This window comes from Proteus penneri, from assembly GCF_022369495.1.
In the GTDB taxonomy this organism is placed as follows: Bacteria; Pseudomonadota; Gammaproteobacteria; order Enterobacterales; family Enterobacteriaceae; genus Proteus; species Proteus penneri.
In genome coordinates this window covers 3,265,019-3,283,691 of sequence record NZ_CP059690.1, presented here as the reverse complement: position 1 = coordinate 3,283,691, position 18,673 = coordinate 3,265,019, and the positions used below count along the sequence as shown (strand labels likewise).

Sequence of the window (18,673 nt, the reverse complement as noted above, 5' to 3'; positions counted from 1 at the left end):
AATTTTTATTTATTATGACATTATTATCTGCACAATTACGTAAACCAGTATATTGGTGGGTTATTGGTTATGCGACGCTCTGGATCTTAGTGAGTTATCTCTTTGACCCTACCGTGCCTTATGATGCTGTTGAGGCTGTTAATTGGGGCACTAATGGAGGGTGGGGATCTCCAAAAAATCCTTGGTTTGTTGGTTTTATAATGACACCGGCTATTTATGGCGGTATCGATTTTAGCTTTTATTGGTATTTTATCCACTTTATTGTCATTGCCATTGGGCTATTAGGTGTTTGGAACTTAGCCTATAAGTTGACACAAAATACTAATCTAGCTTGGTTTGCTATGTTGTCGCTTAATTTATCTGGCGTTATCAACTTTGATATTATCCCGTATAACGATAATTATATTCTAGTGGGTTGTTGGGCATGGGCGTTCTATTTTTTCCTTTGTGCTATTAATGACAATCAAAAATATTGGATTGGTTTTGCGATTACGATGGGTATCGCCACAATGGGGAAATATTCATCGTTAGCTTTTATGGGTTCTGTGTTTTTATCAAGCCTTTTTGTACCTAAAGTTCGAGCAAGTTATTGTTCTCCCTATTTCTATATAGCGTTGGTTATTTGGTTTGCTTTTGTTATCCCTAATTTTATTTGGTTATGGCAAACCGACTTTGCCGCTTTTAAGTGGGTCGATTCACAAATAGAAAACCGTTTTAATTTGCGTACAACGCGTGCTGTACTGACGGTTTTTTATCCCATTATCTTGATGTGGGTAATATTACGTCTTTATGGTGGCCGAGTAAGTTGGTCTGCATCTAAAGATAGCCAATTGTTGAATTTTGTATTGCTATTCCCATTGGTAATTATTTTTGTCTGGTTTAGTTTTCATGAAGGTGGACGTATCACGGAATGGTTACAGCCCTTTATGTCAGTTGCAACTGCGCTTTTTGTGGGTTCAATCAGTGTCATGCCTAAGCGTTCATTGCGTGGTGTATTGTACGGTTTAGGTGTGTTTGGCATGTTGGTTGTTTCTGGCTATACCGTCGTTCAAGCTGCTAATGTGCGTAATGCAGGTCAAAAATTTATTGGTGTAAAAACCTTTGTGCAAGAGGTTGAACAAGCATGGCATCAGCATTATCACACGCCACTTGCATATGTTGGTGGTGAGTATATGCATGAATGGGTGACTTTTTATGGTAAAGATAGACCATTATCTTCACAGCCTTGGGTGTTAGAAGAAAATGTTCAACCACCTAATATTTATAATCGATATATAACACTTCAACAATTAGAAGAAAAAGGTGTCGTCTTAGTGAGTGCAGTCGGCTATTACTGTGAAAAAGCACATTTTGATGAAGGATTAAAGCACTGGCCGAGCTTAAAAATAGCGGATACTCAAGAGATAATGTTTCGTGCTGAACCTGATGCCATTGCCGAGCCAGTTTGTATTGCATTTGTGGCGCCAAAAACACATAAGGAAAAGTAGAGATGCGTTACGCCGATATTCAGGTTGAAACAGAAAGATTAAGATTGCGCCCTTTTGAAATGGGGGATGCGGAAGATTGGTTTAAGATCATGAGCTCACCTGAAGTGACGCGCTACTGGAGTCATCTTCCTTGGCAATCTCTGCAAGAAGCGCAAGAAGATATCATTCAAGATATCACCCATATGGAAAGAAAAGAGTATCTGCGTTTAGCGGTGATAGATAAAGCAACTAATACACTGATGGGGATGTGTGTTTTCTTTAATCATTACCCTAATTCACGACGTGGCGAAATCGGATATTGCCTTGATACGGCTTATCAAGGCAGGGGGGTGATGAAAGAAGCTATGGCTGCGTTTATCACGTATCTCCAAACGCATTTATCTGTTCGTCGTTTAGAGGCCGATATTCACCCTGATAATAAAGCTTCAGCTGCTTTATTAGCGAAATTAGGTTTTGAACAGGAAGGGTATCTTAAACAGCGTTGGATAGTCGGTGATGAGGTTTCTGATTCGATTATCTTTGGTTTGTTGTTGCCCACGAACGTTGCATAATCACCTCTTTTCTTATAAAAAACGGCACGTTATTGGTGCCGTTTTGTCTGTATCATCATGATCTTAATTTATTAAATGTTAAAATAAATTATTTAAATCAATCACGTGAGTATCAATTAGTAATATTTTTAAAATAAATAGCAGTGAAACAATCACAACACATAGATTAATTTCTTTCCAGCGGAAAGTACCCACTTTCATCACACAATAGGCAATAAAACCAAGAGCAATACCTTCAGTAATTGAGAAGCTAAATGGCATCATGACAGCAGTGATAAAGGCTGGAACAGATTCTGTTAAATCATCCCATTTCACGCGCGTAAGGCTGGATGTCATTAATACACCCACATAAATCAGTGCGCCTGCCGTCGCATAGCTTGGTACCATGCCTGCGAGTGGTGATAAGAAGATCGCGAGTAAGAAAAGAACACCGACAACGACCGCCGTTAAACCTGTACGACCGCCGACAGAAACACCCGAAGTACTTTCGATAAAAGCAGTGACAGACGATGTTCCCATTGCAGAGCCTGCAACAGAGCTTAAGCTATCGACATATAATGCTTGTTTCATCCGTGGAAATTTGCCTTTGTCATCGGTTAATCCCGCTTTATCTGTCACACCAATTAATGTGCCTGAAGAGTCAAATAGGTTAACTAACATAAAGGCAAAAATCACACCAGAAAGGCCGATATCTAACGCGCCAACAATATCCACCTTACCTACCACGGTAGTGATAGAAGGTGGCATAGCAAAGATACCTTGATATTGAACATCCCCTAAGAAAAGACCAATGATAGTGGTGATAACAATTGAGATAAGAATTGCGGCATGAATATTACGAGCAGCAAGAATAGCGATAATAAAAAAGCCTAATGCACCTAGTAATACGTTATGAGAAGCAAAATTACCGATAGTCACGATAGTGTCGTTATTAGGAATAATAATACCGGAGTTTTTTAAGCCCATCATGGCGATAAAAAGGCCGATACCGCTCGTAATACCCACACGTAAACTCAGTGGAATATGGGCAATTATCCAATAACGAATACGAAAGAGCGTGAGTAAAAACAGACCTACGGCACCCCAGAAAATCGCTCCCATAGCAACTTCCCATGAGTAGCCCATTGCACCAACAACCACAAAAGCAAAGAAGGCGTTTAGACCCATAGCGGGGGCAACGGCGATAGGTAAATTTGCCACTAATCCCATTAAAATACTGCCGAAAGCCGCAATTAAGCAGGTCGTTACGAAGACGGCTTTGATATCCATATTGGCAGCGGCGAGAATTTGAGGGTTAACGAAGATAATATAAACCATCGTTAAGAAAGTCGTGATACCCGCAATTAGTTCAGTGCGAGCGTTTGTACCGTGTTCTTGTAGCTTAAACACACGTTGGAGCAAACCCTGTGAACCAGAGTTTGGTGATGACATGCTCATAGACAAAAGATCCCAAAAAAAATGTTTTTCGCTTTATCCTACACAAATAAAACCATAACTGCACCTAAAAAAGTAATCGATTGCGTAGAGGGAAAATCTAAAGCTTAAAAAACGTTGAGATCCTTTAAGGGTTAAACTGGATAAATGTAAGGAGGCTAATAAGTCTAATAATGGTATCGACATGATGCAATTTCTATAGCGAGATCAGTCATACATTTAAATCCTTTTCTATGCCTTTTCTTTTTCGGTGAAATATTTTTTTCTAAACGGCAACACCCTTTGCCAAAAAGGGCGCTTTTCTTTTTGTGTGGAAAATAATTTAGCCACTCTATTGGCAATAATTTCCAATGAAAAACAGAGCACAAAATAGATAAAAGCAACAAACAGAAAGACTTCCATTGGGTAAACCATACTGCGGTTATTGACTTGTGTCGCTAAGAACGAAAGCTCACCGACACCGACGACATAAGCTAATGAAGTATCTTTGATTAAGGCTATCCACTGATTAATAAATGAAGGCACCATCATGCGTAATGCTTGTGGCAATACGATATGCCACAACACTTGCCAGCGATTAAAGCCTAAAGATAATCCAGCCTGCCATTGCCCTTTTCCTATTGCTAAAATGCCAGCTTTGACGCCATGTGCAATATAAGACGATGTAATTAACGCCAATGCACAAATTACGGTGGTGATTTCAGGTATTTCCATCCCTAATACAACGGGCAATAAAAAATAGACCCAAAATATCAACATAATGACGGGAATAGCGCGGAAAAAACCTAAAAAAGCCGCGAAAAGGTTAACCCAGATGCCTCTGAGCATAGCTAGGGCAATGCCACCTAATGTACCTAAAATAATAGATGCAATACCCGCAATGATACTGATAAAGATGGTCAGCGCTGCACCTTCTAAAGGCCCATCAGGATAAGCACCAAAGAGTAAGTACTGCCAGTTATCAGCAATAACAGTAAAATCCATTTTAATATCCTTGTGCTAATTTACGTTGCTGATGCCATTGTCCCCAAGCCTCCATCAAGGCTATCGCCGCAATATAAAGAATGGTTGCGACACCAAAGGCTTCAAAGGTACGTAGTGATTCTGTTTCGACTTGTCTTGATGCGTAAGAAAGCTCTGCAACACCAATAGCCATAGTCAGTGATGAATTTTTTATCACATTCATGTATTGACCCAACAAAGGAGGCAGAGCAATACGAAACGCTTGAGGTAAAATCACATAACGCATAGATTGCCACGGTGTTAAGCCTAGTGCTAAAGCGGCATATTTTTGCCCTTGTTTAACACCTTGAATGCCCGCTCTCAGCTCTTCGGCAATAAATGGCGTTGAGTAAAATGTCAGCCCCACAATGCCAGCCAAAAACTCAAAAGAAGGCCAAGAAAGTGTTACACCTAAGAATACAATCTCATGAGGTGTGTTTAACCACATCATGGCGCTTTGTGGCAGAAATTCTCCTGAGGCGAAATACCAAAAGAACAACTGTACTAACAGTGGAGTATTTCGAAATAGTGAAGTATAAGCAGTGGCTAACCAGCGTAATGGCGCAAACGTGCTATCTCTTGCAGCACTAAGGGCGAAGCTCATTAATGTTGCGATGACAATAGTCCAAAAAGAGATAAGCAAAGTGATTAGAAAACCGTTCCAGAGCCAGCTTAAATAGTGTGGCTCAAGAAGGTAATGTGATAGAAATTGCTCAAACATATAATAGGCCTATTGTAGACACCAAACCCCGCAAAAGCGGGGTAGGTGTTTTAGTAAAGGAATAACTTTATTTTGATGAAAGAAGAAAGTTATTACGCTTTAAAGATCAAGATTGTGGTGTTTGCTCTGATAGTGGGGCAAATTTAAAATCACCGCGAGGTTGAGCTGATTTGGTTTCAGGGCCAAACCAGCGGTTATAGATCTCTTCTGCTTTGCCTTCTTTTTCCAATCTTAATAGTGTGTTATTGATTTCATTAATTAAACGTTCTTCACCTTTAGCTGCTGCAACTGCTTGGTATTCACGGGTGATGCTAAACGGTGAAATTTCAAAATCTGCTTTAATGGCATCAGGAAGATTGGCTAATAAACCCACTAATTTTGCATCGTCTTGTGTGATGGCTTGTACGTTACCATTACGTAATGCGGCGAAAGCCAGTGGTGTATCGTCATAAGAGATAACTTTGGTGTCAGGATAGCGTTCACGTAACGTGATTTCTTGAACAGTACCTTTATCTGCACCAATGCGCAGTGAATGAATTTGTTCTGGGTTAGTTAAAACCCCTTTACGTGCAATAAATTTTTGTCCGGTTGCAAAGTAAGGAATAGAGAAGTCAACCTGCTTAGCGCGTTCATCGGTAATGGTGAAGTTGGCCGCGATTAAATCAACTTTCTTAGAACTTAAAAGTGGGATACGGTTTGCTGGGTTTGTTGGGCGAAGTTCCAGTTTTACACCTAAATCGTTGGCGATCTCATTGGCGATATCCGCATCATAACCTGCCAGTTTTTTGGTTTGAGGATCAATGAAGCCAAAAGGAGGATTGCTATCAAAAATCGCGATACGTACTACACCTGCTTTTTTTATATCATCGAGTTTATCTGCTTTTGCAAGACCAGAGAAAAGCACAGAGCCTGCAATTAATGCGGTTGCCAAAACACGTAGTTTCATTATTCACCCCAAAGAAAAGAATTATCATCGTTATGTTGGATATCACGCTATCAAGTTGATCTAAGTTCATAAAATAATAAAAATTGATATGTATATGCTTTTAAGGAATAAGATAAAAAAACGTGTTGAGCTAGAAGGGGATTAATTGATAAGAAAATAAAAAAACAGCGACATCAGCGTCGCTGTTTTGAAGAAAAGAAAAAGAGAGATAAATTTATTTAGAGGTGCTGCTGTCGTCACTTTTGGTGAGCATTTTTTCTACTTGGTCGCCCCCTAAATGGCGGAAATCATGACCTTTTACGTAATAGAAAATGAACTCACAAATGTTCTGGCAACGGTCGCCGATGCGTTCAATTGAGCGTGCACAAAAGAGTGCGGTTAACACACTTGGAATAGTGCGAGGGTCTTCCATCATGTAAGTCATTAATTGACGGACAATCCCCTCATATTCGTTATCAATTTTAGCGTCTTCACGATAGATGCGTACCGCTTCATCTAAATCCATGCGCGCAAACGCATTAAGAACATCATGAAGCATTTGTATGGCGTGTTGACCTAAAGATTCTAAACTCACAAGCAGAGGTTGATGCTGGTGTGAAAACTTTTCAAGCGCCGTTTTACAGATTTTTTCAGCAACATCACCGATACGTTCTAGCTCAGCGATCGTTTTTGATATCGCCATAATTAAACGTAAGTCACTCGCGGTTGGCTGGCGTTTAGCAATAATTCGCATACACGCATCATCAATGGCGACTTCCATCATATTGACGTTATGGTCACCTTCAATAACTTCATTTGCCAATGCTTGGTCTTGATTATGCATTGCCATAACGGCTTTTTTCAGTTGTTCTTCAACAAGCCCACCCATAACCATCAGCTCGGTACGGATATGCTCTAACTCAGCATTAAATTGACCAGAAATATGCTTGTTGTGATTTAAATTATCCATTGATTGCCTCGTTATCAGCCATAACGCCCAGTGATGTAATCTTCAGTTTGTTTTTTCGCAGGACGCGTAAATAACGTATCCGTATCGCTAAATTCAATTAACTCACCTAAATACATAAATGCAGTGTAATCAGAACAACGTGCTGCTTGTTGCATGTTATGTGTCACGATAACCACGGTATATTCTGATTTGAGTTCGCTGATAAGTTCTTCAATACGACCTGTTGAGATTGGGTCAAGTGCTGAACAAGGCTCATCGAGTAATAACACTTCAGGACGAATAGCGATACCGCGTGCAATACATAAACGCTGTTGTTGACCACCAGATAAACTATATCCACTTTGATGTAATTTATCTTTGGTTTCGTTCCATAATGCGGCTTTAGTCAAAGCCCACTGAACACGTTCGTCCATATCAGCGCGAGATAACTTTTCGAATAAGCGTACACCAAAAGCGATGTTGTCATAAATTGACATCGGGAAAGGTGTTGGTTTTTGGAACACCATACCGACTTTGGCACGCAATAGCGCGATATCTTGCTTATCTGTCAGGATATTGTTGCCATCTAGCAGAATCTCGCCTTCTGCACGTTGTTCGCCATAAAGCTCATACATCTTATTAAAAGTACGCAGTAAGGTTGATTTACCACAGCCAGAAGGGCCGATAAATGCAGTCACCTTATTTTTGGCAATATCTAAAGAGATATTTTTCAGCGCATGGAATTTACCGTAGTAGAAGTTCAAATCACGAACTTGAATTTTATTTCCTGCGTTATCATTAGCCATAATCATTCAACGTCTCTCTTGCTTAACTTTCTGCGTTAACCGTGCTTGCGTTTAGCAAACAGCACGCGCGCAATAATATTGATAAATAGAACACAGAGGGTGATAAGTAATACGCCAGCCCAAGCAAGCTCTTGCCATTGTGCAAAAGGACTCATGGCGAACTTAAAGATAGTCACAGGTAAGTTAGCTATCGGTTCGTTTAAGTCTGTGCTCCAGAATTGATTTGATAGTGAAGTAAATAACAGTGGTGCTGTTTCACCTGCAATACGTGCAATCGCTAATAACACACCCGTGATAATGCCTGATACCGAGGCTTTTAAGGTGATTTTAGAGATCATTTTCCACTTTGGTGTTCCTAATGCGTAAGCGGCTTCGCGTAAGCTATCAGGGACTAACTTCAACATATTTTCAGTGGTACGTATCACGATAGGAATTTGCAGTAACGCTAATGCGATAATCCCAGCCCATCCTGAAAAGTGCTGCATCTGTGCAACCACAATGGTGTAGACAAAGAGTCCGACGACGATTGATGGCGCTGACAGCAAAATATCGTTAATAAAACGTGTAGTTTCAGCAAGCCATGAACGACGACCATATTCAGCCAGATAAATCCCTGCAAGAATACCTAACGGTGTTCCAATAACCGTCGCCCACAAAATCAGTAAGCCACTACCAGCAATGGCGTTCGCCAATCCACCACCATCAGTATTCGGTGGTGGAGTCATTTCAGTAAAAAGCGCGATTGACATGCCATCAAAGCCTTTGGTGAACGTAGAGAATAAAATCCACGTTAACCAGAAAAGACCAAATGCCATAGTCGAGATAGATAAAAACAGCGCGATACGGTTTTTTTGACGACGCCAAAGTTGGCGTTTATGGCGTACACGCAGTTCGTTTTCTGTTTGAACTCGTAATGAAGAAGAGGATGTTTTAGACATATCAGCGCGCCCCTTCATTTTTTGATAAACGTAATGTCATAAACTTAGAAATCGCGAGAACGATAAAGGTGATGACAAACAAGATAAGCCCTAATTCCATTAATGCAGCAGTGTGTAATCCCGTTTCTGCTTCAGCAAATTCGTTCGCTAATGCAGACGTGATACTGTTACCTGGCATAAACAGTGAGATAGAGTCTAATTGGTAGGTATTACCGATGATAAAGGTCACCGCCATGGTTTCACCTAAGGCACGGCCTAATCCCAACATAACGCCACCGATAACACCGTTACGGGTATAAGGTAGAACGATATTCCAAATCACTTCCCATGTTGTACAACCAATACCGTAGGCTGATTCCTTCATCATGACAGGTGTCTGTTCAAACACATCACGCATCACAGAAGCGATATAAGGAATGATCATGATAGCGAGGATAACACCTGCAGCTAAGATACCAATACCAAAAGCAGGGCCTGAGAAAAGCTCACCCACAATAGGAATGGATGAAAGCACATTACCGACAGGCTCTTGGAAATAGGTGGCAAACAGTGGTGCGAAGACAAATAGCCCCCACATACCATAAACAATACTTGGGATAGCCGCGAGTAACTCAATCGCAATACCTAATGGACGTTTTAGCCAATTAGGCGCTAATTCAGTGAGGAAAAGGGCGATACCAAAACTGACAGGAACAGCAATAATCAGTGCGATGACTGAGGTCACAATGGTACCGTAGATTGGCACTAATGCACCAAATTCCTGTGCCGGTGGATCCCATTCTTTTGTCCATAAGAATGAAAGGCCAAACTGCTGAATACTTGGCCATGAGGCAAAAATCAGTGAAACAATGATACCTGTTAAAAGCAAAAGCGTAATCAACGCAGCTAGACGGACTAGTGCGCTGAAAATAACGTCCCCTCGTTTACTAGGGGCCTTTATTACCGTTGTGTGCTCGGCCATAAAGCCTCTTTTAATTTATTACCCCCTGTTTTACAGGGGGTGAACGTTAACTAATTTCTTAATGGTTGCCGTTTTATTAGTAAATCGGTTTACCATTACTGTCTTTAATACTTGTTTTCCACGCTGTGCGGATTTGTTCTACAACTTCGGTTGGTAAGACGGCATAATCAAGATTTTTCGCTTCCTGATTACCTTTCTCATAAGCCCAGTTGAAGAAATTCAGTACTTCTTTACCTTTCACAGCATCTTTTTGTGTTTGATGCACAAGGATAAAGGTGGTTGAAGTAATCGGCCATGCATTTTCACCTTTTTGGTTAGTCAGATCTTGTGCAAAGCTTTTGCTCCAATCGATTTTTCTTGCTGCCGCACTGAAACTGTCTGCTGTAGGCGCGATGACTTCGCCGTCAGCGGTGACTAATTTAGTATAAGCAAGATTGTTTTGTTTCGCGTAAGCATATTCAACATAACCAATTGAACCCGGTACACGTTGAACGAATGCAGCGATACCATCATTTCCTTTTCCACCTAAGCCTGTTGGCCATTTAACGGTAGAGCCAGCACCTACGCCATCTTTCCATGCACTATTTACTTTTGATAAGTAGCTAGTGAAAACGAAAGAGGTGCCTGAACCATCAGCACGACGAATAACCGCAATATTTTGGTCTGGTAATTTTAAGCCTGGATTGAGTTTAGCAATGGCTGGGTCGTTCCATTTTTGGATCTTGCCTAGATAGATATTACCGATAGTGTCGCCATCTAAGGTCAGTTCACCTGATTTGATACCAGGAATATTGACTGCCATAACAACGCCACCAATCACAGTAGGAAATTGGAATAAACCGTCAGCTTGTAATTTATCGTCTGCTAATGGCGCATCAGAAGCACCAAAATCAACGGTATTAGCAATGATTTGTTTAACACCACCAGAGGAGCCAATGCCTTGGTAGTTAATTTTGTTACCCGTTTCTTTCTGATAGGAATCTGCCCATTTAGCATAAACTGGGGCAGGGAACGTTGCGCCAGCACCAGTCAGCGAGGTCGTTGCCTGTGCAGAAAGAGCGGTCATTGAAAACGCAGCGGCAATGACACTAGTCAGGGTGGTACGCATCAGTTTCATAATCCCTCCTGTGGGATAGGTAGAATAATTTTCGACATCTATCAACTTCGGTTACGGTACGCACAGACAATAGGTCAGTTAGATGACAATTAAATGTCTTAATTGTGACAGTTTTATGACAAAGCATAAAAATGATGAAATATTTATAGGGGAGAAAGAAAAAAAGGAAGTGAGAAAGATAAAAAGAGATAGATTAAGATGTGCCTAATCGTCTTCGTCTTCTCGCTCTTTTAATGGAAAGTTAGCTCGAATTAATAATCCACCTTTAACACTATCATCAAGCTCAACATAACCACCGTGAGCATCCATGATACGGCGAATAATGGATAATCCTAAACCCGCCCCCGTTGAGCTACGCGCTTGTTCACCTTGAACAAAAGGCTGGAAAAGACGTTGTCTATCCTCTTGTGGAATACCAGGGCCATCATCTTCGACTTGAAACCATGCATATTCTTCATTTTTTCCACTTGAAACGCTTATCCAGCCATTGCCATAGCGGGTGGCATTGACAACCATATTGGCAAGTGCTCGTTTTACAGCGATAGGATTAGCTGTGATATTAATGGGTTCTGGATAAAGATGTTCTTCACTGATTTTTCCTGAATTAGATTCAGCTGAAATGACTTCTTGTAATAGATTATTCATATCACACAGTTCTAAAGATATCTCTTTACCCGTGCGCATATAGTCTAAAAATTGCCCAATAATAGCATCACAATCTTCGATATCTTTATTAATAGAGTCTGCGAGGTAACTATCTTCGGGACTCATCATTTCAGTTGCTAAACGAATACGAGTCAGTGGTGTACGCAAATCATGACTAACACCTGCCATAACAAGTGTTCTATCATTGTCTAATGAGCGAATTCCTGATGACATCTGGTTAAAGGCGCGAATGATTGAACGCATTTCTGAAGAGCCAGATTCAGGAATAGGAGGAGGAATGACGCCTTTTCCAATCCGGCGCGCAGCATACTCTACTTCATTGAGTGGGCGATTTTGAAAACGACTATAAAGCCAGAAAAAAGCGACAACGATAATAATAAAAATAATCGCTTGTCGATAAACAGGCAGTAAGAAGTTTTGCCCTAATTCAGTTAGTGGTACACGGATCCAAAGAGAAGGGGAAATATGTGTATTGACCCATAAAACAGGATATTCCAGCGTATTCTCGATCCAAATTTCAGTTTTCCCCTCAAGATATTCAGTCATCTGTTCACTTAATTCATCGTCTATTTTTGCCCAATAGAGCCCTTCCTTAAGTGCAGCTTCTTTATCAAAGAAAGAAATGCCTAATTCGTTATAGATTTTATTGCGTAAAGCCGGGGATATTTTTAGCGGAGTGCCGTCAACTAGGATCAGTTCTTCAGGTACTAATGTGCGTATTTCATACGCTAATACTTTATTAAATTGCTGAAGGCTTGGCCCAACAATAAGATGCTGCACAAGGATATAGCTGGCTATCAAGCTAAAAAAAAGCAGCGAGATAACCAGAAATAACGAGCGTGTCAGTTTATTGTGAGGGGAAAGCCTCAGCCTTCTCATTGAACGTTGGTTCCATCAGGAACAAAGACGTAACCAAGACCCCAAACCGTTTGAATATAGCGAGGATGTGTTGGATCTTCTTCAATCATGCGGCGTAAACGAGAAATTTGCACGTCAATTGAGCGCTCCATTGCACTGTATTCGCGACCACGAGCAAGGCTCATTAACTTATCACGAGAAAGCGGTTCACGAGGGTGTGATACCAACACTTTCAATACAGCAAATTCACCACTTGTCAGAGGCATATGCTCTTCTTCGTGGAACATTTCACGTGTACCAAGGTTTAGCTTGAATTTACCAAAAGAGATAATGGCATTATCTTGTGATGGTGCACCGGGCAGTTCGTTCGCTTGGCGACGAAGAACGGCGCGAATACGTGCGAGTAATTCTCTTGGGTTGAAAGGTTTTGATATGTAATCATCAGCGCCAATTTCAAGCCCTACAATTCTATCAACCTCTTCCCCTTTTGCAGTAACCATAATAATAGGAATAGGGTTATTTTGGCTTCTTAAGCGACGGCAAATAGATAAGCCATCTTCACCTGGAAGCATTAAATCGAGCACAATAAGGTGGATAGATTCACGTGTGAGCAGACGATCCATTTGATCAGCGTTTGCAGCAGTACGGATTTGAAAACCCTGCTCTGTCAAATAACGCTCGAGTAGTGAACGTAGACGTAAATCATCATCTACGATTAGCACTTTATAACTTTCTTGCATTTTTTAAGCTCCCGAAGTGCAAATGCTTCTATTAGCGAATTCTATCATCGATAAGAATATTAAACCAAAAACAAAGAATAAATATTAATAATTTATAGATAAAACTTGTTCTTTGGTGAGGATAAAGAGAATAAATCTATTTATTTGCCTTATTCTGAATGATACTTGATAGATAATACGCAGTAATTAACTTCACCACCTGGTGTTTGCACACTAATTTCATCATCAACTTGCTTACCAATAAGCGCTCTGGCAACAGGGGAATCAATAGAAATCCACTGCTTTGCTGGGTCAAATTCATCGGGACCCACAAGTCTAAAGGTTTTGACATTTTCGTCATCATCTTCAAGCGTAACCCAAGCACCAAAATAGACTTTTCCTTCTTGGCGAGGATCGGGGTCAACGATTTTTAGCTCATCAAGACGTTTTGATAAAAAACGAACACGTCTATCAATTTCGCGTAATCGCTTCTTTCCATAAATATATTCAGCATTTTCTGAACGGTCACCTTGTGCCGCGGCTTCTGAAACCGATTGTGTGACACGGGGGCGTTCTTCTTTCCAAAGATATTTTAGCTCTTTGTCTAAGGCATACCAGCCATCACGAGTAATATAGTTACTTTTTGCCATTACAAATAAAAACTATCATCAACATTGAATTTCATAAAGATACTATAACGTGAATGTTAAAATAATCTGTTAATTTCCTCATAATTGTCGAGATAGATAGGAAATTTGCCCAATTTTTTTAGTGCTCTGCGTGTATAATAACCATCTTTTTTTAACTATTCCTCTCGGTAGGTAAATATTTTATGAATGAATCATTAAGCCGAATTATTGCAGATGAGCTCTCAGTTAAGCCCCAGCAAGTCCTTTCGGCTATAACGTTACTGGATGAAGGGAATACGGTGCCATTTGTTGCCCGTTATCGTAAAGAGGTCACCGGCGGACTAGATGATACGCAATTACGTCAATTAGAAACTCGCCTTAGTTATCTACGGGAACTCAACGATCGCCGCCAAACAATTTTAAAATCAATTGAAGAACAAGGAAAATTAACGCCTGAGTTACGTTCTTCAATTAATGACACTCAAAGTAAAACAGAGCTTGAAGATCTCTATCTTCCTTATAAGCCTAAGCGCCGTACTCGTGGGCAGATTGCGATTGAAAATGGATTAGAACCCTTAGCGGATTTACTGTGGAATGAACCACAAAATAATCCAGAAGAAGTGGCAACCGCTTATATCGACGCAGAAAAAGGCGTGAATGATACGAAAGCCGCTTTAGATGGTGCGCGTTATATTTTAATGGAGCGCTTTTCAGAAGATGCTGGATTATTAGCGAAAGTCCGTCAATATCTATGGAAAAATGCACACCTTGTTGCCAAAGTGATTGAGGGTAAAGAAGCAGAAGGGGCGAAGTTTAGTGATTATTTTGATCATCATGAACCTATTGCTAATGTTCCTTCTCACCGCGCATTAGCAATGTTTCGTGGTCGAAATGAAGGTATTCTTCAATTATCACTTAATCCAGATCCACAATTTGAAGAAGCACCCAAAGAGAGCTACGGTGAACAACTGATTACGGAACATTTAGGGTTACGTTTAAATAATCAACCCGCAGATAGCTGGCGTAAAGCGGTTGTAAGTTGGACTTGGCGCATAAAAGTTTTAATGCATATTGAAACAGAACTGATGAGCCAATTACGAGAAAAAGCGGAAGAAGAAGCGATTAATGTTTTTGCTCGTAACCTTAATGATCTATTGATGGCTGCTCCTGCCGGCATGCGTGCCACAATGGGGCTTGATCCTGGTTTACGTACCGGTGTTAAAGTTGCGGTTGTTGATAGCACTGGTAAATTAATCGCCACAGATACGATTTATCCACATACAGGCCAAGCGGATAAAGCGGCAGCCAGTGTTGCGGCGTTATGTATTAAGCATAATGTTGAACTGGTGGCAATTGGCAATGGTACTGCTTCTCGTGAAACCGAACGCTTTTTTGCTGAAACTGTAAAACGTTACCCAGATGTCAAAGCACAAAAGGTAATTGTGAGTGAGGCAGGAGCGTCCGTATATTCCGCATCAGAGCTTGCTGCTAACGAGTTTCCTGATTTAGATGTTTCTATTCGTGGTGCGGTATCTATCGCTCGCCGTTTACAAGATCCGTTGGCTGAACTGGTAAAAATTGATCCTAAATCAATTGGTGTTGGTCAATATCAGCATGATGTTAGCCAAACATTATTAGCCAGAAAACTGGATACTGTCGTGGAAGACTGTGTGAATAGTGTTGGTGTGGATTTAAATACAGCATCAGTACCATTATTAACGCGTGTTGCAGGACTTAGCCAATCTATTGCTCAAAATATTATTAGCTGGCGCGATGAAAACGGTCGTTTTGTTGATAGAAAACAGTTACTCAAAGTGGCGCGTTTAGGGCCAAAAGCCTTTGAGCAATGCGCAGGATTCTTGCGTATTCGAGATGGCAAAAACCCACTTGACGCCTCAACAGTTCACCCTGAAGCGTATCCTGTTGTGGAAAATATCTTGCAATCTACGCAGCAAAAGATTGACGATTTAATGGGAAATAGCGCTTTGATCTCACAGGTTGATGCAAGAGCATTTATCACGGAGCAATTTGGTCTACCAACGATTAATGACATCTTAAAAGAGTTAGCAAAACCAGGGCGCGACCCTCGCCCAGAGTTTAAAACGGCAACGTTTGCTGAAGGTGTCGAAACAATGAATGACTTAGTCAGTGGTATGATCCTTGAAGGAACTGTGACTAACGTGACGAACTTCGGCGCATTCGTTGATATCGGTGTACACCAAGATGGCTTGGTTCATATCTCTTCTTTAGCAGATCGATTTATTGAAGATCCACATACTGTGGTAAAAACGGGTGATATTGTTAAAGTTAAAGTTCTTGAGGTGGATTTAGCTCGCAAGCGCATTGCACTGACTATGCGTTTAGATGAAGTCGCGGGTGATAGTGATAAAAAACAGTCATCATCAAATAACACGAATTCTGTTAGAAATAACAAAGGGCAAAAAACAGCTCGTAATAACCGTCAGCCAATGAGTAATGGTAATAATGCAGGAAATAGTGCAATGGGTGATGCTTTAGCCGCAGCATTTGGAAAAAAACGCTAATAGCGCATTTATTGCTACCCTATTAGTTGGTAGTTGGTAAAAAGAACGAGAATAATAAGTGCGATATAACTAATATAGGTTATATCGCCTTTTTTATTACACATTATTTAGATGTTTTCTTTTGATAAAGATACTTATAAGAATTAATTAAATAGTAAGGTAATATAAATTCTCTTCCATTTTTTATAGCTTTAATATTGAACTGACTTAAGTGATATTAAAAAAATAATAAACAAAGCATTCTCTGTTTTATCTCTATATTTATTTGTTATTATTTTTATCATTCATCTTCTATTCTCCCTATCGCTGATTACCTTTATATTATAAATATGAGTTGATCGCCTTATAACCTTATTATTATTAAGGTTTTTAAGTGAACGTCTATGAGCTAGAACTGGGAACCATTGTTTCTGTTTATATCAACTCTATCTTAATTAATAGAATGAATATCTATAGGTTTATTTCACCTTTATTAGGTTATTAATATGAATTTAAATAAATTATCGTTTGGTTTGATCATGATTTCTGCTTCATTACTAGCAGGCTGTGCATCAGAATCTTCACGCTCTTTAGAGGTTGCTAAAGTCGCAACCTATCACACAACTTATACAGGCACTAAGAGCGCTATTTCAATTGGTAAGTTTGATAACCGTTCTAGTTATATGAATGGAATATTCTCTGATGGTGTTGATAGATTAGGTAATCAATCCAAAACCATTTTAATGACGCACTTACAACAGACTGGGCGTTTTAATGTATTAGATAGAGCTAATTTATCTGAATTAAAAGAAGAAGCGGGTATTAAAGGCCAAAGCCAGCAATTAAAAGGTGCAACCTATGTTATTACAGGTGATGTCACTGAATTTGGCCGTAAAGAAGTCGGTGATCGCCAATTATTTGGTATTTTAGGCCGCGGTAAAACCCAAGTTGCTTACGCAAAAGTCAATTTAAACGTTGTGAATGTAAACACATCAGAAGTGGTGTTCTCATCTCAAGGTGCGGGTGAATACGAGCTTTCTAACCGTGAAATCATTGGATTTGGTGGAACAGCAAGCTATGACTCAACACTTAACGGTAAAGTGCTAGATTTAGCAATTCGTGAAGCGGTTAATAACTTAGTTGCAGGTATTGAGAGCAATGCTTGGCAGCCTTCAAAATAATATGTCTTTATAAGGATATAACGATGTCTAAATCATTAGTAAGCCTTGCTTTTGGGGCATTATTACTGACGGGCTGTGCAAGTGGCCCTAAACCACTTTATAACTGGGACAGTTATCAACAAGTGGTTTATCAACACTATCAACAAAGTGAAAGTGACCCTCAAGCACAGATTGATGCATTAAAGAAAAGCATCGAACTTTCTCGTGCTAAATCATTAGGTATTCCACCAGGATTACATGCGCATTTAGGCATGTTATATGGTGCGACAGGTGCATTAGATTTAGCGATGGCTGAATTTAATGAGGAAAAAGCACTTTACCCTGAATCAGCAGAATTTATGGATCGCCTGATGAAAAATAAAGGAATGCAAAAATGAGTCGCTTATTCACTTTAGTTTGCTTGGCTTTTACGTTGGTATTAACGGGTTGCGCCCAGCCAGTTAAAACAGATTACACTGCATTTAAACAGAGTAAACCAAAAAGTATTTTAGTCTTAGTGCCGCAAAACCACACAACGGAAGTTGAAGCAGGGCACAGTTTCTTATCTCAAGTGACATACCCTTTGGCAGAAGCAGGATATTATGTTTTCCCTGTTGCTGTCGTTGAAGAGACATTTAAGCAAAATGGTTTATCCATGGCTGGGGATATTCACGCGGTAAGTCCTAATAAATTACGTGAAATCTTTGGGGCAGATGCTGTTTTATACTTAGATATCACCGAGTTTGGAACGTCATATCAAGTTATTTCCAGTGATACGAGAGTGACCGTGACTGCTAAGCTTGTTGATCTTCGTAATGGTGGCGTGTTGTGGAGCAGCTCTGCAACGGCATCAAGTACAGAAACAGAAGGTTCATCAGGTAGTTTAGTCGGGATGTTGGTTTCAGCTGTTGTGAATCAAATTGTTAATACCGTTTCTGATAAGAGTTACCAAATTGCAGGAATAACCAGTGTGCGGTTACTTTCAGCCGGTAAAGTAAATGGTATTTTATACGGCCCTCGCTCACCTAATTATGGTAAAGATGCAGAATAAGTAAATGCATTAAAATAAGCATCATAATGAAAGGTTCTGTTTAATTAGTTTAAAATAAGCAGAGCCTTATTTTATTTACAGATAATAATTATTCTTATTTAATGTTAGGTAATACTGCTTATACTTACGATCTGATAAGTATGAGATAGAGAGGAAATAAAAAAGAAGTGCTGTTAT

18 protein-coding genes are annotated in these 18,673 nt (G+C 40.0%); 6 read left to right on the top strand and 12 right to left on the bottom strand.

The genetic code is table 11. The features are described 5' to 3' along the window. Positions 1 to 14 precede the first annotated feature (14 nt). On the top strand, positions 15 to 1,487 hold the full coding sequence (locus H1225_RS14760; protein ID WP_161670860.1) for a glycosyltransferase family 39 protein: 1,473 nt from the start codon (positions 15 to 17) through the stop codon (positions 1,485 to 1,487). Between the two features lie 2 nt (positions 1,488 to 1,489). Next, positions 1,490 to 2,038, top strand: a complete 549-nt coding sequence (locus H1225_RS14755; RefSeq protein ID WP_006534555.1) for a GNAT family N-acetyltransferase — start codon at positions 1,490 to 1,492, stop codon at positions 2,036 to 2,038. A gap of 78 nt (positions 2,039 to 2,116) precedes the next feature. Here H1225_RS14755 and H1225_RS14750 read toward each other — a convergent pair whose 3' ends face one another. The 12 genes from H1225_RS14750 to greB form a co-directional block, all read right to left on the bottom strand. Beyond that, entirely contained in the window at positions 2,117 to 3,475 is a 1,359-nt protein-coding gene (locus H1225_RS14750) for an NCS2 family permease (protein ID WP_072064880.1), read from the bottom strand. Between the two features lie 228 nt (positions 3,476 to 3,703). Then, entirely contained in the window at positions 3,704 to 4,456 is a 753-nt protein-coding gene (locus H1225_RS14745) for an amino acid ABC transporter permease (RefSeq protein WP_109399121.1), read from the bottom strand. Position 4,457: 1 nt separating this feature from the next. After that, on the bottom strand, positions 4,458 to 5,195 hold the full coding sequence (locus H1225_RS14740; RefSeq protein WP_109848006.1) for an amino acid ABC transporter permease: 738 nt from the start codon (positions 5,193 to 5,195) through the stop codon (positions 4,458 to 4,460). Between the two features lie 106 nt (positions 5,196 to 5,301). Next, positions 5,302 to 6,141 (bottom strand): ABC transporter substrate-binding protein, encoded by an 840-nt coding sequence (locus tag H1225_RS14735; protein ID WP_072064877.1) that lies wholly within the window; start codon positions 6,139 to 6,141, stop codon positions 5,302 to 5,304. 214 nt (positions 6,142 to 6,355) lie between these two features. After that, positions 6,356 to 7,090: a phosphate signaling complex protein PhoU gene (gene phoU, locus H1225_RS14730; RefSeq protein ID WP_239739211.1), complete on the bottom strand. Its 735-nt coding sequence runs from the start codon at positions 7,088 to 7,090 to the stop codon at positions 6,356 to 6,358. A 14-nt stretch (positions 7,091 to 7,104) separates the two neighbouring features. Then, entirely contained in the window at positions 7,105 to 7,881 is a 777-nt protein-coding gene (pstB, locus tag H1225_RS14725; RefSeq protein ID WP_006534565.1) for a phosphate ABC transporter ATP-binding protein PstB, read from the bottom strand. 29 nt (positions 7,882 to 7,910) lie between these two features. After that, a complete protein-coding gene (gene pstA / locus H1225_RS14720) occupies positions 7,911 to 8,813 on the bottom strand; it encodes a phosphate ABC transporter permease PstA (RefSeq protein WP_072064874.1) in 903 nt (300 codons plus the stop codon). 1 nt (position 8,814) lies between these two features. Next, complete coding sequence (gene pstC, locus H1225_RS14715; protein ID WP_006534568.1) at positions 8,815 to 9,774, bottom strand: phosphate ABC transporter permease PstC; 960 nt, start codon at positions 9,772 to 9,774, stop codon at positions 8,815 to 8,817. A 76-nt stretch (positions 9,775 to 9,850) separates the two neighbouring features. Then, complete coding sequence (gene pstS / locus H1225_RS14710; protein ID WP_006534569.1) at positions 9,851 to 10,891, bottom strand: phosphate ABC transporter substrate-binding protein PstS; 1,041 nt, start codon at positions 10,889 to 10,891, stop codon at positions 9,851 to 9,853. A 204-nt stretch (positions 10,892 to 11,095) separates the two neighbouring features. Continuing rightward, positions 11,096 to 12,436 carry a two-component system sensor histidine kinase EnvZ gene (envZ, locus tag H1225_RS14705; RefSeq protein WP_115065680.1) on the bottom strand — a complete coding sequence of 447 codons (1,341 nt, stop codon included), beginning with the start codon at positions 12,434 to 12,436 and terminating at the stop codon, positions 11,096 to 11,098. Continuing rightward, positions 12,433 to 13,155 (bottom strand): osmolarity response regulator transcription factor OmpR, encoded by a 723-nt coding sequence (gene ompR / locus H1225_RS14700; RefSeq protein ID WP_006534573.1) that lies wholly within the window; start codon positions 13,153 to 13,155, stop codon positions 12,433 to 12,435. The genes envZ and ompR overlap by 4 nt, the downstream gene beginning before the upstream one ends. A 149-nt stretch (positions 13,156 to 13,304) precedes the next feature. Further along, complete coding sequence (greB, locus tag H1225_RS14695; RefSeq protein ID WP_006534574.1) at positions 13,305 to 13,784, bottom strand: transcription elongation factor GreB; 480 nt, start codon at positions 13,782 to 13,784, stop codon at positions 13,305 to 13,307. A 182-nt stretch (positions 13,785 to 13,966) separates the two neighbouring features. Between greB and H1225_RS14690 the strand changes: the two genes are divergently transcribed. The 4 genes from H1225_RS14690 to H1225_RS14675 all read left to right on the top strand — a co-directional run bounded on the left by H1225_RS14690 (position 13,967) and on the right by H1225_RS14675 (position 18,496). After that, positions 13,967 to 16,306, top strand: a complete 2,340-nt coding sequence (locus H1225_RS14690; protein ID WP_006534575.1) for a Tex family protein — start codon at positions 13,967 to 13,969, stop codon at positions 16,304 to 16,306. 485 nt (positions 16,307 to 16,791) lie between these two features. Beyond that, positions 16,792 to 17,466: a CsgG/HfaB family protein gene (locus H1225_RS14685; protein ID WP_006534576.1), complete on the top strand. Its 675-nt coding sequence runs from the start codon at positions 16,792 to 16,794 to the stop codon at positions 17,464 to 17,466. A 23-nt stretch (positions 17,467 to 17,489) separates the two neighbouring features. Then, positions 17,490 to 17,843: a DUF4810 domain-containing protein gene (locus H1225_RS14680; RefSeq protein ID WP_072064868.1), complete on the top strand. Its 354-nt coding sequence runs from the start codon at positions 17,490 to 17,492 to the stop codon at positions 17,841 to 17,843. Continuing rightward, complete coding sequence (locus H1225_RS14675; RefSeq protein WP_006534578.1) at positions 17,840 to 18,496, top strand: DUF799 domain-containing protein; 657 nt, start codon at positions 17,840 to 17,842, stop codon at positions 18,494 to 18,496. Before H1225_RS14680 ends, H1225_RS14675 begins: the two co-directional genes overlap by 4 nt. The last annotated feature ends 177 nt before the right edge of the window (positions 18,497 to 18,673 follow it).

Bases quoted from the DNA above. Each gene is read 5' to 3' on its own strand.
- H1225_RS14760 (WP_161670860.1), top strand. From the start codon at position 15: ATGACATTATTATCTGCACAATTACGTAAACCAGTATATTGGTGGGTT.
- H1225_RS14755 (WP_006534555.1), top strand. From the start codon at position 1,490: ATGCGTTACGCCGATATTCAGGTTGAAACAGAAAGATTAAGATTGCGC.
- H1225_RS14750 (WP_072064880.1), bottom strand. From the start codon at position 3,475: ATGAGCATGTCATCACCAAACTCTGGTTCACAGGGTTTGCTCCAACGT.
- H1225_RS14745 (WP_109399121.1), bottom strand. From the start codon at position 4,456: ATGGATTTTACTGTTATTGCTGATAACTGGCAGTACTTACTCTTTGGT.
- H1225_RS14740 (WP_109848006.1), bottom strand. From the start codon at position 5,195: ATGTTTGAGCAATTTCTATCACATTACCTTCTTGAGCCACACTATTTA.
- H1225_RS14735 (WP_072064877.1), bottom strand. From the start codon at position 6,141: ATGAAACTACGTGTTTTGGCAACCGCATTAATTGCAGGCTCTGTGCTT.
- phoU (WP_239739211.1), bottom strand. From the start codon at position 7,090: ATGGATAATTTAAATCACAACAAGCATATTTCTGGTCAATTTAATGCT.
- pstB (WP_006534565.1), bottom strand. From the start codon at position 7,881: ATGATTATGGCTAATGATAACGCAGGAAATAAAATTCAAGTTCGTGAT.
- pstA (WP_072064874.1), bottom strand. From the start codon at position 8,813: ATGTCTAAAACATCCTCTTCTTCATTACGAGTTCAAACAGAAAACGAA.
- pstC (WP_006534568.1), bottom strand. From the start codon at position 9,774: ATGGCCGAGCACACAACGGTAATAAAGGCCCCTAGTAAACGAGGGGAC.
- pstS (WP_006534569.1), bottom strand. From the start codon at position 10,891: ATGAAACTGATGCGTACCACCCTGACTAGTGTCATTGCCGCTGCGTTT.
- envZ (WP_115065680.1), bottom strand. From the start codon at position 12,436: ATGAGAAGGCTGAGGCTTTCCCCTCACAATAAACTGACACGCTCGTTA.
- ompR (WP_006534573.1), bottom strand. From the start codon at position 13,155: ATGCAAGAAAGTTATAAAGTGCTAATCGTAGATGATGATTTACGTCTA.
- greB (WP_006534574.1), bottom strand. From the start codon at position 13,784: ATGGCAAAAAGTAACTATATTACTCGTGATGGCTGGTATGCCTTAGAC.
- H1225_RS14690 (WP_006534575.1), top strand. From the start codon at position 13,967: ATGAATGAATCATTAAGCCGAATTATTGCAGATGAGCTCTCAGTTAAG.
- H1225_RS14685 (WP_006534576.1), top strand. From the start codon at position 16,792: ATGAATTTAAATAAATTATCGTTTGGTTTGATCATGATTTCTGCTTCA.
- H1225_RS14680 (WP_072064868.1), top strand. From the start codon at position 17,490: ATGTCTAAATCATTAGTAAGCCTTGCTTTTGGGGCATTATTACTGACG.
- H1225_RS14675 (WP_006534578.1), top strand. From the start codon at position 17,840: ATGAGTCGCTTATTCACTTTAGTTTGCTTGGCTTTTACGTTGGTATTA.